Raw genomic sequence first — 15,746 nt, forward strand, 5'->3', positions numbered from 1 at the left:
CCCTTATCAAAAAAGTGGTCTGACCACTTTTTAACGTTGATTCTAGCTTACAAAAGAACCGTTCAAAAGTAAAGGAAAAACTGCATAAAATTTATGCAGTTTCTATATTCTTGTTTCATTTCATATCTTTTTTGTCGCTTGTGCATGTTTTACTTTGATTTGTAGCTTACCAAAACGCCTCTCCAACACACCATCAATTACTAGCATTTCATCCTCTAACAATAAATCTTGGACAAGTTGAAAAACTTGAGGGAATAATGTAATCGAAACAGCTCCATACTCATCCTGTAGCTGAACGAAGGCCATTTGCTCCCCTTTTTTTGTACGAATTTTTTTCACTTCTTCAATCATACCAATCATTTTTACATAACTACCGTCACGAAGTTGCTTTAACTCGCGACAAGTACTATTGACATCATGCCAGTGTAGTCTTTCTTGTGCTACTGGATGGGTAGAAATATAAAAACCTAAGCTTTCCTTCTCATGTACTAATTTTTCCTTTTGAGACATCTCTTCTGCCTGCATATATTTTGGCTTACCAAAACTAAGTGTCATAGCTGATGCCAGATCTATATCTTCAGTAGGTCTTAATAACTCCGCATGTTTTAAGGCTGCGTCTACTGTCATGAGAAGAACAGCCCTGTCCTTCTCAAGATAATCAAGCGCTCCAGCATAGATTAATGCTTCCATCACTTTGGCTTTAAAATGCTGTGCACTTAAGGCAACAGCCAAATCAAACATATTATTCAGTACTTCTGGACTTGTTTGACGTAGCGTATTCACTTTTTCTATCAGAGTATGGGGCACACCTTTGATGCCAGATAAGCTGTAGCGAATACCTTCATTTTCTACTGTAAAATACTTTGTACTGTTTTTTAAAGAAGGTGGATAAAATGGGATGCCTTTATCCTTTGCCTCATGGACAAGTTGTTGAATCTTATCGACATTACCTGTTGCATTAGATAATAACGCTGCATAAAAGCTTCGAGGGAAATGCGCCTTTAAATAGGCCATTTGATAAGAAATGACACTATAGGCAACCGCATGACTTTTAGGGAAACCATAATCCGCAAAACGCACAATCAGTTCATAGACTTCTTCCGCTACTTGCTGATCAAAGCCTTGCTGTAATGCCCCTTGAATAAATGCAGCACGTTGCTCCTCTAAAACTTGACGATCTTTTTTACTCACTGCACGGCGCAGTAAATCGGCTTGTCCCATTGTAAATCCTGCGAGAACTGAGGCAATTTTAATAATCTGCTCTTGATAGACAATTACACCAAATGTCTCTTGTAAAATAGGCTCTAACACTGGATGGGGCATCGTAACCATTTCTTTGCCAGCTTTTCTTCTTGCATAGACCGGAATAAAATCCATTGGACCAGGACGATAAAGTGCATTTATAGCTACAATATCTAAAAAGTTCGTAGGATGGATATCACGTAAAGCTTGTTTCATTCCGTCTGATTCTAATTGAAAAATCCCTAGCGTATCCCCTTTTTGTAAAAGTTGAAACGTCTTTTCATCATGCATAGGGATTCGTTCAAATTCTATCCAAGGTCCTCCCACTTTATAAATAGACCAACGTATTTGCTCTAAAATGGTGAGATTACGCAAGCCTAAAAAATCCATTTTGACGAGACCGCACGCTTCAATATCTCCCATCGGCCATTGCGTACTATAAATACCATCATGCCCTTCTTCAATTGGTACCGTATTCACTAATGGCGAAGGGGCGATGACAATACCAGCTGCATGTGTAGAGGAATTTCTAGGCAGACCTTCTAATTTTAGCGCTACCTCGAACCATCGCTGATGCTTTTCATTGTCTGCAAGCCAGTTTTGAAAGTCATGTGATTCTGCCATAGCTCTTTGCAATGTAATACCAGGCTTATTTGGAATCATCTTCGAAATTTTTTCTAATGTCTCTGCCTCAAAACCAAAAACCCTTGCAACATCCCTCGCAACTGCCTTTGCAGACAGTGTGCCAAATGTAATAATTTGCGCAACATTGGCTTTGCCATATTTTTGGGCAACATACTGAATCACTTGATGTCTTTTACTATCAACAAAATCAATATCAATATCAGGTAAAGTAATTCTTTCAGGGTTTAAAAAACGTTCAAATAATAAACCATAGGCAAGTGGATCTACTTGTGTAATGGCGAGGCTATATGCCACAAGGGAACCTGCGGACGAACCACGACCAGGTCCAGTCAAAATGCGATTTTCTTTCGCATAGTGCATAAAATCCGCGACAACTAAAAAATAGTCAGCAAAGCCCATGGAACAAATAATTTCAAGCTCATATTGTAGCCGTTCCCGATAGGCTGTAGGTATCGTCATTTGCTGAAATCTTTCTTCTAATCCTGTAAATGCTTCCTTCATCAGCAAGCTTTCAGCTGTTTCATCTACAGGTACAGGAAATTTAGGCATTTGCACAGACATTTCAGGTACAACAGCTTTACAGCTAGCAAGCATTTGTACACTTGCTTCAAGCCACTGTGGATGATCAGCAAACCAATTTTGCCATTCATCTGCTGTCGGTGCAAAATAGCCTTGCACATCGGCCGTTAGCATAGTGTTTCCTAGCTTATCACCTGTATCAATTGCTCTTGCTACTTCATAAGCAAAATGATCTTCTGGACGTAAAAAATAACAGCTTTGAGTGGCAACAAGCGGAATAGACTGTTCTTCGCACCAAATCACTATTTCTTCTTCATTCGCTGTTTTTACTCCATCTGGTCTAGCGATGCCCACATATAATTGCTGTTGAAATAGCTGAATTAAAGCAGTGACCGCAGTATGCCAATCCTCTAAATCTGCAAAATCATTTGTGGAAAGCAGAGCTATACAACCCGCTGCGTATCCCTCAAGCCACTTCCAAGGCAACACTTCGTCTTGTCTAATGGATATAGCACTACTAATCTTTAATAGCTGTTGATAGCCCTCCTGCGTTTGTGCATACAGAACAAGAGGGATGGTTTTCTCATGCCACTGTACGTTAACGGAAAGCCCAATGACAGCGTGGATACTTGCTTGCTGCAATGCTTTACAAAAAGGCAAAAGCCCGTACAATTTCGTATTAACGATTGCACAGGCCTGTGTCTTTTGCTCTTGTAAAAAAGGAATCAATTGCTCAAGCCGAATTGTGCTTTTCAATAAATCCGCGCTCGTATACATTTTCGTATATACATGTGTCAAATGAATCCCTTCCTTTTCTCTGTTAATGATACGCCTTACACATTTCTTGTAATCTTGAAATAACGTGGTCAGCTTCCTCCCATGAATAAGCTGTCGCACCAGATGCAAGCGGATGTCCTCCACCATTAAATTCTTTTGCTAATGTATTAATAACAGGTCCCTTCGAACGTAGACGTACTCGTATTTGATCTACTTCTTCAATGAAAACAACCCACGCGCATATCCCTTTGACACTGCCAAGGCATCCTACTAATAAAGAGGCCTCAGATGGCACTGTATTATATTCCGCTAACAATTCCTTTGTTAGCTTTACATAGGCAGCCCCATGCTCATCCATTGTAAAGTTTTGATAAATATAGCCTTGTAAATTAAGTAGCTTTTGCTCCATTTCATACATACCATCAAAAATTTGATTTCGATCAAAATCATATGTAATCAGCTCTGAAGCCACTTTAAATGTTTTCGCTGTCGTGCTTGGGAACTGGAATCTTCCTGTATCCCCTACAATTCCTGCAAATAATAAGCGTGCAGCAGCATCTGTAAGTTGCCAGCTAGCAACTGCCTTGCCTTCTTCATACAATTCATAAATCATTTCACTGCATGAGCTTGCTGTCGTATCTACCCATAATAAGTCACCATATGCATCGTCATTTGGGTGGTGATCAATTTTTATCACCATTTTTCCTTTTGTATAGCGTTGATCGTCAACCCGCTCTGTATTGGCTGTGTCTGTGACAATTACTAAAGCATTGTCGTACATATCATCTGCTATTTCATCAGGCTGTGCCATAAACGATAAGGAAGCGTCATGTTCACCAACAGCAAAGACCTTTTTCTCAGGGTAGTTGGCTAAAATAATCTCTTTTAAACCTTGCTGAGAACCATAAGCATCCGGATCTGGACGTACATGACGATGAATAATGATTGTTTCAAAGGCCTTAATTGTGTCGATGATTTGTCTTTTCACCTTAAATTCCTCCAAAATGATAGTAAGAACCGTTAGCATTTTTTTATAATTATCGTTACAATAATGTCTAGTTATGCTAGGAGGTTTACTATGCTCAATTTAATATTTGTATTTGCGATTATCATATCTTTTGTTTTTTACTTCTATTTTAAAACAAAACAATTCCGTTCTCCATTACCAATCGCCAAAAATTGGTATAAAAGTAAGGCGAATATCGGCTTAGGTTCCTTAATTTTATCCTTCGCTTTAAATCAAGCTTATTTATTCCCAGGCTTATTTACATTTATTATTGTAGCAATTCTTGTCGCACTAGGCATCTTAGTTGTTATAGAAAATATAAAAAAAGCACGCCATTATGGGCAATTTGTTGAGGAAGAATTCCGCATTAATCAATAATATATGTAACAAAGGGATGACCAAGCAATTGCGCTAGGCCATCCCTTTTTCAATACTTAACGTTCTAATAGTTGGAACATCATCATTGCCTTACCGACAAGCATTTGTTGATTATACACTTCGAAGTCCATTTTCACAAACTTACGACTCATGTCTAAAATGCGAGGCTTAACCGTAAGCGTACTTTCCATTTGAACCGGCTTAATAAAATAAATAGTCATATTCTCAGCCACTGCATCACCACGTTTACGGCGTTTTAAGGCAAATGAACCAACTTCAGCTAGTAAAGTTGTAAAAGCACCATATGAAATGGCCCCATATTGATTGGTCATTTGTGGTGTGACTTTAAACTCTACTATTAGTTCTTCATCACCCAGTACCTTCATTTCATTTTTCACTAAATCATCAATCGTTTCACCGTGCTGAGGCTGTCTTTGTGCTAATTGCAGCGCCTTAAGTACATCCTGACGACTAATAACACCTTGCAAAACATTGTCATCATCAACAATTGGTAAAAGATCAATTCCTTCCCAAATCATACGATGCCCAGCAGAAGCGACACTCATTTTCATGGAACCAGCAATCGGATTTTTTGTCATTACTTTTTCAACTAGCTCGTTCTCTTCACGACCAATAACGTCTTTTACGGTAATCATCCCGACTAATTTATTTTGATGTGTGACAACAGGAAATGCACCATGTGTTGTGCGTTCATTTAACTTATGAAAATGATGGATCGTTTCATCATTTTTTAAGGCAGCCGTGTCAGTCATTGGGACATAAATATCTTCAATAAATAAAATATCTTTTTTGATTAATTGGTCATAAATTGCTCGGTTAATCATTGTTGCTACTGTAAACGTATCATAGCTTGTTGAAATAATGGGTAAATCTAATGAATCCGCAAGTATTTTATTATCTTCCGTTGTATCAAAACCGCCAGTGATTAAAACAGCTGCACCCGCTCGAAGTGCATTTTCATGTGCCTTAATCCGGTTACCAACAATCAATAAGCTACCTGCATCTGTATAACGCATCATGTCTTCTAATTGCATTGCACCAATGACAAATTTCGTTAACGTTTTATGTAGACCCGATTTTCCACCTAAAACTTGGCCATCGACAATATTGACAATTTCTGCAAAAGTTAAGCGTTCAATATTTTCTTTCTTTTTTTTCTCAATGCGAATTGTTCCAACACGCTCAATCGAACTTACTAAGCGACGATTTTCCGCTTCCTTTATGGCACGATAAGCCGTCCCTTCACTCACTTGCATTTCTTTCGCTATTTGACGTACTGAAATTTTATCACCCACGGGTAGTGATTCGATGTATTGTAAAATTTTCTCATGTTTTGTAGACAAAATATCACCTATTTCCTAAGCTTCTATTCTGCTCTTAGTGTACCATATTTTTTATAAAAATATTTAATATAAAGTGATCAAATTGTTTAACTTTCCCCATCATTTCAACTACTAGCGTGGTGTCAATTCATATAGTACAGCCCTATGAACGATTAGAAACAGTTTACTTTTTCGCCAGCTTTCAAAATTTGAACCTCTGTATTTTGCACTAAATCTGCAAAAATTTGTGGATCCTGCTCGATTGGTGGGAATGTATTGTAATGAATTGGTACGACAATTTTCGGCTTTAAGAATGAAACCGCGCAAGCTGCATCCTCTGGTCCCATTGTAAAATTATCCCCAATCGGTAAAAATGCAATATCAATAGGGTGTCGTTCGCCAATTAATTTCATATCACTAAATAGAGCTGTATCACCTGCATGATAAATCGTTAATCCCTCAACAAATAATAAAACCCCTGCCGGCATACCCATATAAATTATTTCATTATTTTCTGTTACATAAGATGAACCGTGAAAGGCTTGTGTAAACTTCACCTTACCAAAGTCAAACTCCTTAGCACCACCAATATGCATTGGATGTGCTTTTACACCTTGCCAAGAGATCCAATTAGCTAATTCATTTGGAGCAATGACTAACGCATCTTTTTTCTTCGCTAGCTCCACTGTGTCCCCAACATGATCATTATGCCCATGTGTAAGTACAATAATATCTGGTGCTTCTTCTGCCACCGTTAAGTCTGTTTGCCCATTGCCATTAATAAAAGGGTCAATTAAAATTGTTTTCCCGTTTGTTTGAATTTTGACAACTGAATGTCCATGATAACTAATTTCCATTTTAAAATCCTCCTCGAAAACCAAATTACAGTTCATCATTTTAATTCGCTACTCATGCGCTTTTTCCCTTTTTTTGATATGCTTGTATAGAGAATAATCGTAGTGTTCTCTAACAGCCTTATACCCTGTTAGCGCACAATTATTCAGTACTAGAAAAGGAACATCGACATTGCTTTATAGAGTCGACGCTTTTTTACGTAAAATTTCCCATGTACTAAAAGGAGGACATATTGATGTCAAAGGTCGAAGAAATCCAAAGTTATTTACAGCAACATCACATCGATGCAGCATTTGTAACAACACCTGACAATGTTTTTTACGTTTCAGGCTTTAAAAGTGATCCACATGAAAGATTACTAGGAGTCATGATTTTTAAAGATGCCGAGCCTTTTCTAATTTGTCCACAAATGGAGATTCCAGATGCGAAGGCAGCAGGTTGGTCTTATGAGGTAATCGGCCATCAGGATACTGAAAACTCAATGGACGTTCTTGCGCAAGCAATCATTTCACACCAAGTTAATCCGACTACGTTTGCTATTGAAAAAGCGCAACTAATCGTCGAGCGTTTAGAAGCTTTACAGCAATCATTCCCACAGGCTAACTTTGTTCGCCTTGATGAAAAAATTAATGCTATGCGCGTCATCAAAGATGAGACTGAATTAGAAAAATTACGTAAAGCTGCGGAGCTAGCAGACTATGCAATTGAAATCGGTTGTAAGGAGATCGCTGAAGGGAAAACAGAAATGGAAATTCTAACAGCGATTGAAAGTGCTATTCAAGATAAAGGTTGCAAAATGTCCTTTGAAACAATGGTATTAAGTGGTCCAAAAACGGCCTCTCCTCACGGCAAGCCAGGTGCACGTAAAATTGAAAAAGGGGATATGGTATTATTTGACCTTGGGGTTATTTACGATGGCTATTGCTCAGATATTACGCGTACTGTTGCCTTTGGGGAGCCTAGTGAAGCACAGAAGGAAATTTATCACGCTGTTTTAGCTGCCAATACAAATGCTGTCGCAGCTGTAAAACCAGGTATTCGTGCGATGGACTTAGATAAAATTGCACGTGATACTATCACAGAAGCTGGCTATGGTGAATATTTCACTCACCGTCTTGGTCATGGCCTTGGAATTTCTGTGCATGAATTCCCATCCGTTACAGGTGCAAATGAAATGACGATGGAAGAAGGCATGGTCTTTACAATTGAGCCAGGGATTTATAAATCAGATGTGACAGGCGTACGCATTGAGGATGATGTAGTTGTAACGAAAGATGGCGTTGAAGTATTAACAAAATTCCCGAAAGATTTAATTGTTCTATAATTACACACAAAAAAAGGAAGCAACTAGTGTAGTGCTTCCTTTTTTAATTTATTGAATTAACTCATCCACTTCGACAAATGGAAGACCTTGTGAATCTGCCACTGCTTTATAGACTAGTTGTCCATCTAATGTATTCACACCTTTTTTCAGTGCCGCATTATCTAGGCAAGCTTGTTTATAGCCTTTGTTTGCAATTTGAAGTGCATATGGAATTGTATTATTTGTTAAAGCAATTGTTGATGTGCGCGGTACTGCTCCTGGCATATTTGCTACTGCATAATGTACTACGCCATGTTTCACGTATGTTGGGTCATCATGAGTTGTCACACGATCAGACGAAGCAAAAATACCGCCTTGGTCAATCGCAATATCGACTACAACAGAGCCAGCTTGCATTGACTGAATCATTTCTTCAGATACAAGTTTCGGTGCTTTTGCGCCTGGTATTAACACCGCACCAATGACTAAATCTGAATCTTTCACTGATTCTGCAATATTATAAGGATTTGAAATTAATGTTTGAACATCACGACCAAACAGATCTTCTAATTGACGTAAACGTTCTGGGCTTAAATCGATTACTGTCACATCCGCACCCATGCCAACAGCGATTTTTGCAGCATTTGTTCCTGCGATACCACCACCGATTATTGTCACCTTGCCACGCTGCACACCTGAAACGCCACCTAATAAAATACCTTTACCAGCATGGTTTCTTTCTAAGAACTGTGCACCGATTTGCGTAGCCATTTTACCAGCTACTTCACTCATAGGCGTTAACAATGGTAATGAACCGTTTGCTAATTGCACTGTTTCGTAGGCAATACCTACAACCTTTTTATTTAAAAGTGCCTGAGTTAGTTCAACCTCTGGCGCTAAGTGTAAATACGTAAATAAAATTTGACCTTCATAGAAATAATCATATTCAGAAGCTACAGGTTCTTTTACCTTCATGATCATTTCTTGTGACCATGCTTCTTTAGCAGTTTGAACAATATGAGCTCCTGCTGCAATGTAATCAGCATCCGTAAAGCTTGACCCTAAGCCTGCTCCAGTTTCAATGTATACCTCATGACCTGCGTGTGTTAAAGTTACAACTCCTGCTGGTGTCATGGCTACACGATTCTCATTGTTTTTAATTTCCTTTGGAATACCAATCTTCATTGTTTCCTATCCCCTTCCATAGCATAAAAAATAAGCATCATTATTATGTAACTAAGAATTGATGCACCCCTTGCCATTCCATATTACCAAACAAATGCAAAAAAAGCTTTAACTAAAGCAAATACAAATAAAATTTCTAACATTTATAAAATACTAAATATTTAAACGATGAATAATGGTATAAATTATTATATTTGAAAACTAAAAAGACGGCTATAACAGTTGCTAACGAAGTAAATACTTCCACAAGTTCTACCGATCAAAAGGCGTTTACACGCTGTAAATAGTGGGAATTAAGTAAGTGTATATAATTGACATTTTGAAATGAAATGTCTTCACTTTTTCATATTTTTCTTTCGGAAAGTATTTCCTTTAGAAAATCATTTGGTATAATCAACATATACAAATCAGGGAGGTTTTTCAAAATGGCTAATCATTATAAAAGCATTGTTGTTGCAGTAGACGGCTCAAAAGAAGCTGAATATGCATTTCGTAAGTCAATTGATGTTGCAAAACGAAACGAAGGTGCTGTCTTAAATCTAGTAAATGTTATTGATACACGTTCATTCGCTGCAATCGAAGCATATGACCGTTCCATTGCAGAACGTGCTCAAGCATTCTCTGAAGAGCTATTAAATGGTTACAAAAAACAAGCTGAAGATGAAGGCTTAACAAACGTTAATCTTATCATTGAGTACGGCTCTCCTAAAAATATCATTACAAAAGAGCTTTCTAAAGTCGTAGACGCAGATCTAATCATTTGTGGTGCAACTGGTCTAAATGCAGTTGAACGCTTCCTAATCGGTTCAGTATCTGAAGCAATTGTACGTTCAGCTAAATGTGACGTACTTGTTATCCGTACACCAGAAAACTAATTTGCAATACATAAAAAGGTATCCTTCCATAGGATACCTTTTTACATTGTGTTGAAAAACAAAACGATCACTAGAATTTCTATGAAGGGTGAAAAAGGCTTTCCATTCTAAAGGACGCTGGTCCAACAGAAATCACCCTCACCTTACCAAAAGGTCTTTTTCTGCTAGTAGTAACATCATCTTTTTACTTATGTCGGCTTCCAGAGCAATTATTTGCCCTCTTTCCACATCTTCACTTTTTCAAAGAACAGCGCAAGAGCTTGCTTATTCTGCATATTCGGTACTTTTGCTAATAGTACCTCTTTAGGTGCTTTCAATTCCTTTGCTTGCTTTTGCAAAATCACAATACTTTTTTCTAATGCCTTATTGGCAAACATAGCCTCAGGTAATTGAATAATGGCTTGAATCCAAGCATGCTTTTGAATGTACTTGTGTAGTTGCTTAGATTGCTCGGAGTCAAAAAGATGTGATGGTGCAAGGAAAAATAAATAGCCGCCATCCTTTGTATAATTCATCGATTGCTCAATGAATAGATGATGAGCATAACTCATCCCCTCCGCTGCGCATAATTCATAATCGAGTGCTACTTCTTCATTAGGATAATAGCCTACAGGTAAATCACAAACAACGGCATCCACTGGGTTTACCAATAAATCTTCTAAGGCATCTTGACGGTATAAGGAAATAGGCTGTTCTGTTAAATCAGCAGTAGCAGCAGCAAGACGAATTAATAGCTCGTCAACCTCTACGCCTGTCGCTTCCACTTTTCCATCTAATAAATTCATGACTGTTAGTAGTAAATTCCCCGTACCTACGGCTGGGTCCATAATTGACATTTTTTCGTTTGCAAGGCGCTCTTCAAATATTTGCTCCACAAAATAGCCAACTAGTAACCCTAACGTATCAGGTGTCATTTGATGGTTTGGCTGCGACCCTTTGCGCATTCCTTTTAAAATAGCGATTTGAATAGCTTTGCGAATATCCTCTTTTGTTGCATCCTTTTGTGAAAAATTCACTTCGCCATCAAGCCATGCCTCAAGACCATCTAGCAACCCTTCTAACAATGTTAAATCTTGTTCTTTTTCGATCTTTTCAGCATGCTCATTTAGCAGACCAAATAATTTCTCGATGTTTTCCATATTTAAACTTCCTTTCACGCAGAAAAGAGCCGTGACAAACTCTCGTCACAGCCCCTTTGTCTAGTATTATCTTAGCCTAAAAGCAGCTCATTATGCTAGTGCTTTAACAGCTGCAATGGCCGCTTCATAGTTTGGATGATCTGTAGCTTCAGGTACATATTCAACATATGTTACTTTATTATTTGCATCCACAACGAATACTGCACGTGTCAGAAGACGTAATTCTTGAATGTACACGCCATACGCTTCACCAAATGAAAGATCGCGGTGATCTGATACAGTTTGCACTGCATCAATACCTGCTGCACCACACCAACGCTTTTGAGCGAATGGAAGATCGACAGATACTGTATAAATAACTACATTGTCACCCAGGTTAGCTGCTTCTTCATTAAAACGGCGTGTTTGTGCATCACATACACCAGTATCTAATGATGGTACAACACTAAATAGACGAATTTTACCTTCTGAATCATTTAATGTTACAGGTGATAGGTCATTCGCTAATACCGTAAAATCTGGAGCTTGATCGCCCACCTTTACTTCATTTCCTACTAGTGTTACTGGACCATTTTTAAATGTTACTTGTGCCATATAAACGCCTCCTTATTTCATATGTACATAATATTACTAAATGAAGGGAATTAATTGCAACTAAGATAGCTTACTTTAGAAGAACTAGCTTAGAAATAGGAAAGACTGTCTCGAATTAGGAGACAGCCTTTTGTTTATTGTTCATTTTTTTCCTCTAGCTTGGCTAGTTCTATTTTTTCCTCTTGCACAGTCGTTTCTATCTGCTCTTGCTGTTTTGGCAAAGCGGCTGGTGCTGGATCCTTTTCAACAAAGACTTTTTCGTGCACCACTGCTGTATCTGCAAAATAATCATGTAACCCTTGATTTTCTGGTAAAATGACTACCAAAATATACAGAGGCATAAAAATATTATTGATAATGCGGCCAATCCAATCACGGAATAACACATCTGACCAAGTAAGCTTATCATGCTTTAATGAAATAACACGTAAGCCAAAAACCATTTTTCCAAGTGTTTGCCCAAAGAACTTTGTCATCAGTACAAAATAGCTATAATAGAGGATCGCTGTGATGATTGAAATCGGTGCATACCAAACAGATTCTGATAAGGACCAATCCATTAGATAAAAGATAGGATTGATAAGTATTCCAACTACAGCAGAAATAATGAATCCATCTAATAAAAATGCCCAAAACCGAATCCAAAAACCAGCCGTTTTTAAAGCATAGTTTTTATGCTTTATTGACTCATCTGGAGCGTTCATAAGAAAGCCATTTTCCATAGAGGGTGAACCTTGCATAACAAATTCATTGTTTGTCATTGTACTCCCTCCTTAGTATTCCCCGTATAAATACATCATTTTCGGTGCACTGTAGTCGGTCATAATTTTCATTAGCATTTTTTCTTCTGCAGATGGACCAAACATGGAGCCAATTTTCATCCCAACGTATGATTGCCAGCCTCCCATATCGTACGCATACTCAAATAAAGCAGCATCTTCCAGTCCATAATCTGCACGTAGAGCAGCGATGGCTGCTTCTTCATCACCAATTTCATCGATTAAACCTGCTTCAAGCGCTTTTGTGCCACCAAGAATACGACCATCTGCAACCTTCTTCACTTCTGCTTCAGACATATTACGTCCCTGCTCTACAATGTCTACAAATTCTTCATACGTTTCATTAATCATATCCTGCATCATTGCACGTTCTTCTGGTGTCACTTCACGCATTGGGCTTAGCATATCCTTATGCTCCCCTGATTTAAACGTTTCAAATTTAACACCTACTTTTTCAGCCAATGCTTGGTAGTTAATGGATTGCATAATGACGCCAATTGAGCCTGTTATTGTATCACGATGGGCAAAGATTTTATCTGCAGGTGCTGAAATATAATAACCACCTGATGCTGCCATCGAATCCATCGATACATAAATTGGAATTTGTCGTTCTTCTTTAATTTTTAGCAGCTTTTTATAGATTTCTGCAGATTCTTTCACACCACCACCTGGAGAATTGACGCTTAAAACAACGCCCTGTATCGAATCATCATACAAAATATTATCCAATTGCTCTAAGAAAAATGTATGATCATAGGCAACTGGTTGCCATAATGTACTTGAGCCGATATCTTGAATCGCTCCATCTACCTTTAAATAAGCAATTCGCTTATCAAAATTGTCCCCTTCAATGACATTTTCATATACATCTAAATTATTCCCAGCCATCAAACTATCAAAATTACCTAGGAAATCTGCTTTAAATAGGGCAAAAATGGTGTTAATTCCTAATGAAAATAGTAAAAGAACACCTGCGACTACTAAAGCAACCCACCTTTTTACATTCATGTCTTTCCGCCTCCTCAACACGTAATACGAATGACTTGCTTATTTGTTTCATTTTTTTGCAATAATATGCAAAAAGCTTGTTGCTATTTATTTCCTCATATTACCTTACCTAAAAAAATAAAAAAAATCAAAGTCCATACCTTTGCATGAACTTTGATTTTCGACATTATTTCCTAGGAAATGATGATGAATGGCATTGCTTTGTTTCTTGTTGTCGTAATTCAACTCGTCGAATTTTTCCAGAGGATGTTTTGGGTAGCTCTTCGACAAATTCAATAGCACGTGGATATTTATATGGGGCAGTCAATGATTTCACATGACTTTGAAGTGTTTGAATAAGTGTTTCATCACCAATTTCACCATTACGAAGAACAATAAATGCCTTTACAATATTTCCTCGAACTTTATCTGGACTGGCAATGACAGCAGCTTCTTTCACAGTTGGATGCTTCATCAAAGCATCCTCTACTTCAAAGGGACCAATTGTATAACCCGAGGAGATAATGACATCATCTCCTCGACCCTCAAACCAAAAGTAGCCATCTTCATCTTTGTAGGCACGATCTCCTGTTATATACCAATCACCACGGAATTGTAAATTTGTACGTTCAGGATCATTTAAATATTTTTTAAAGAGAGCTGGTGTTTCACGATGAACAGCAATATCACCCACCTCTCCCACTGCAACAGGATTGCCGAAATCGTTAATAATATTAACGGTGTTGCCAGGAGTAGGTTTTCCCATTGAGCCAACTCGCGCCTCCATCCCTACCATTGTACCAACAAGTAATGTATTTTCCGTTTGACCATAGCCATCTCGCACTTGTAAATGGAATGTTTCTGAAAATACGTTGATAACCTCACTATTTAACGGTTCACCTGCTGATACAGCTTGGCGAATTGCATGTAAATCATATGCGTGTAAATTTTCAAGTGATGCCATAAAACGATATTCAGTTGGTGTACAGCATAATACATTGATTTTGAATTTTTCAAGCATTGCCAAATAGGAAGCCGCATCAAATTTACCTTTGTAAACAAATGCAGTAGCACCACTGCCTAATGTAGCGAGAAAGGGACTCCATATCCATTTTTGCCATCCAGGTGCTGCTGTTGCCCAAACAATATCATTTTCTTGTACACCTAACCAATGTGGTGCTGTTGTTCGTAAATGAGCATAGCCCCAGCTGTGTGTATGTACCGCTGCCTTCGGGTTACCTGTTGTGCCGCTTGTATAGGCTAAAAATGCATTATCAGTACTTTTTGTCGGAGTCGGATTTATGTAAGTTGTAGGTTGATGGTGCATTTTTTCTAGTAAAGGCTGCCAAGGCTCATGTGCTTTCCCTATGACAAATTGCTGTATGCCCTGTAAATTTCCAACTTCATCAAATTGTTCAATATAGGGCTCATAGGCAACAACCCCTTTAGCATTGGCGTGATGAATGCGATACTCAATATCTTTTGTTCTTAACATTTCTGAGCTTGGAATGATGGTTAAACCTGCTTTTAATGCTGCAATATAAACAATATATGCTTCCACTGAGCGTGGTACCATCACTAAAATCACATCACCCTTCGTTAAACCTTGTAAGGTGAAAACATGTGCTGCTTGATTCGCTTTTTCCATCAAATGTGCATATGTAATAAATTGTACAGCTTGATTTTCTTCATAAATAATTAAAGCATTTTTCGTTGCATCCTGAGCATATTTTTCAATTTCCTCTGTTATGTTATACCATTCTGGTGCAACTAAATCTTGTCTTTTCATGGCAAATGCCCCCTTTTGCTATGACACATTATAAAACTCCTTTTTCAGTATTTTCAATGGTTTGCGCTTAATTTAGGTAAAGTCATGACAACTATCATACCTAGCTATATGGCATCAGTCACGTTTTGTCGATAGGAAAACTAGCTATTGAATACCAATGAAAAGTATGGTACATTTTGGTCAACTAAAAGCAAAATTGCAGGGGGACTCGAAAGAGTTGAGAAGGTAAAACCTGACCCTTTGAACCTGTTAGTTAATACTGACGTAGGGAGCAACAGACATCGATTTTTTCAGATGAAAGGCTCTTTTTCGTGTATTTTCACATAAAAA

At 38.0% G+C, this 15,746-nt stretch carries 13 protein-coding genes and 1 riboswitch; of the genes, 3 read left to right on the forward strand and 10 right to left on the reverse strand.

Annotated elements, in window-relative coordinates:
- Window positions 1-120: 120 nt before the first annotated feature.
- Window positions 121-3,204, reverse strand: coding sequence for a DNA polymerase III subunit alpha (gene dnaE, locus MKY46_RS17000; protein ID WP_036118912.1), 3,084 nt, complete (start codon window positions 3,202-3,204; stop codon window positions 121-123).
- Between the two features lie 22 nt (window positions 3,205-3,226).
- Window positions 3,227-4,171 (reverse strand): DHH family phosphoesterase, encoded by a 945-nt coding sequence (locus MKY46_RS17005; protein WP_036118911.1) that lies wholly within the window; start codon window positions 4,169-4,171, stop codon window positions 3,227-3,229.
- 90 nt (window positions 4,172-4,261) lie between these two features.
- Here MKY46_RS17005 and MKY46_RS17010 point away from each other — a divergent pair, with 90 nt between their 5' ends.
- The gene (locus MKY46_RS17010) at window positions 4,262-4,567 is read left to right on the forward strand and encodes a YtpI family protein (protein ID WP_036118909.1); all 306 of its coding nucleotides are present in this window, start codon (window positions 4,262-4,264) and stop codon (window positions 4,565-4,567) included.
- Window positions 4,568-4,623: 56 nt separating this feature from the next.
- Here MKY46_RS17010 and MKY46_RS17015 read toward each other — a convergent pair whose 3' ends face one another.
- Window positions 4,624-5,931 (reverse strand): DRTGG domain-containing protein, encoded by a 1,308-nt coding sequence (locus MKY46_RS17015; RefSeq protein WP_036118907.1) that lies wholly within the window; start codon window positions 5,929-5,931, stop codon window positions 4,624-4,626.
- A gap of 152 nt (window positions 5,932-6,083) precedes the next feature.
- A complete protein-coding gene (locus MKY46_RS17020) occupies window positions 6,084-6,767 on the reverse strand; it encodes a metal-dependent hydrolase (protein WP_036118905.1) in 684 nt (227 codons plus the stop codon).
- 233 nt (window positions 6,768-7,000) lie between these two features.
- Between MKY46_RS17020 and MKY46_RS17025 the strand changes: the two genes are divergently transcribed.
- On the forward strand, window positions 7,001-8,089 hold the full coding sequence (locus MKY46_RS17025) for a M24 family metallopeptidase (RefSeq protein WP_036118903.1): 1,089 nt from the start codon (window positions 7,001-7,003) through the stop codon (window positions 8,087-8,089).
- A 48-nt stretch (window positions 8,090-8,137) separates the two neighbouring features.
- Here MKY46_RS17025 and ald read toward each other — a convergent pair whose 3' ends face one another.
- A complete protein-coding gene (gene ald / locus MKY46_RS17030; protein ID WP_036118902.1) occupies window positions 8,138-9,253 on the reverse strand; it encodes an alanine dehydrogenase in 1,116 nt (371 codons plus the stop codon).
- Between the two features lie 425 nt (window positions 9,254-9,678).
- Between ald and MKY46_RS17035 the strand changes: the two genes are divergently transcribed.
- Window positions 9,679-10,128, forward strand: coding sequence for a universal stress protein (locus MKY46_RS17035; protein WP_036118901.1), 450 nt, complete (start codon window positions 9,679-9,681; stop codon window positions 10,126-10,128).
- A gap of 209 nt (window positions 10,129-10,337) precedes the next feature.
- On the opposite strand, the gene MKY46_RS17040 is transcribed toward MKY46_RS17035, so the two are convergent.
- The 5 genes from MKY46_RS17040 to mbcS all read right to left on the reverse strand — a co-directional run bounded on the left by MKY46_RS17040 (window position 10,338) and on the right by mbcS (window position 15,416).
- Entirely contained in the window at window positions 10,338-11,267 is a 930-nt protein-coding gene (locus MKY46_RS17040; RefSeq protein ID WP_036118900.1) for a class I SAM-dependent methyltransferase, read from the reverse strand.
- Between the two features lie 90 nt (window positions 11,268-11,357).
- Complete coding sequence (tpx, locus tag MKY46_RS17045) at window positions 11,358-11,861, reverse strand: thiol peroxidase (RefSeq protein WP_004226187.1); 504 nt, start codon at window positions 11,859-11,861, stop codon at window positions 11,358-11,360.
- A 134-nt stretch (window positions 11,862-11,995) separates the two neighbouring features.
- Window positions 11,996-12,622 (reverse strand): RDD family protein, encoded by a 627-nt coding sequence (locus MKY46_RS17050; protein WP_036118898.1) that lies wholly within the window; start codon window positions 12,620-12,622, stop codon window positions 11,996-11,998.
- 12 nt (window positions 12,623-12,634) lie between these two features.
- Entirely contained in the window at window positions 12,635-13,648 is a 1,014-nt protein-coding gene (gene sppA / locus MKY46_RS17055; protein ID WP_036118896.1) for a signal peptide peptidase SppA, read from the reverse strand.
- A 166-nt stretch (window positions 13,649-13,814) separates the two neighbouring features.
- Window positions 13,815-15,416 (reverse strand): acyl-CoA synthetase MbcS, encoded by a 1,602-nt coding sequence (mbcS, locus tag MKY46_RS17060; protein ID WP_036118894.1) that lies wholly within the window; start codon window positions 15,414-15,416, stop codon window positions 13,815-13,817.
- A gap of 190 nt (window positions 15,417-15,606) precedes the next feature.
- Window positions 15,607-15,704: riboswitch (TPP riboswitch) on the forward strand.
- Window positions 15,705-15,746: the final 42 nt, after the last annotated feature.

The organism is Lysinibacillus sp. FSL M8-0355, from assembly GCF_038008985.1.
Lineage (GTDB): Bacteria > Bacillota > Bacilli > Bacillales_A > Planococcaceae > Lysinibacillus > Lysinibacillus fusiformis_D.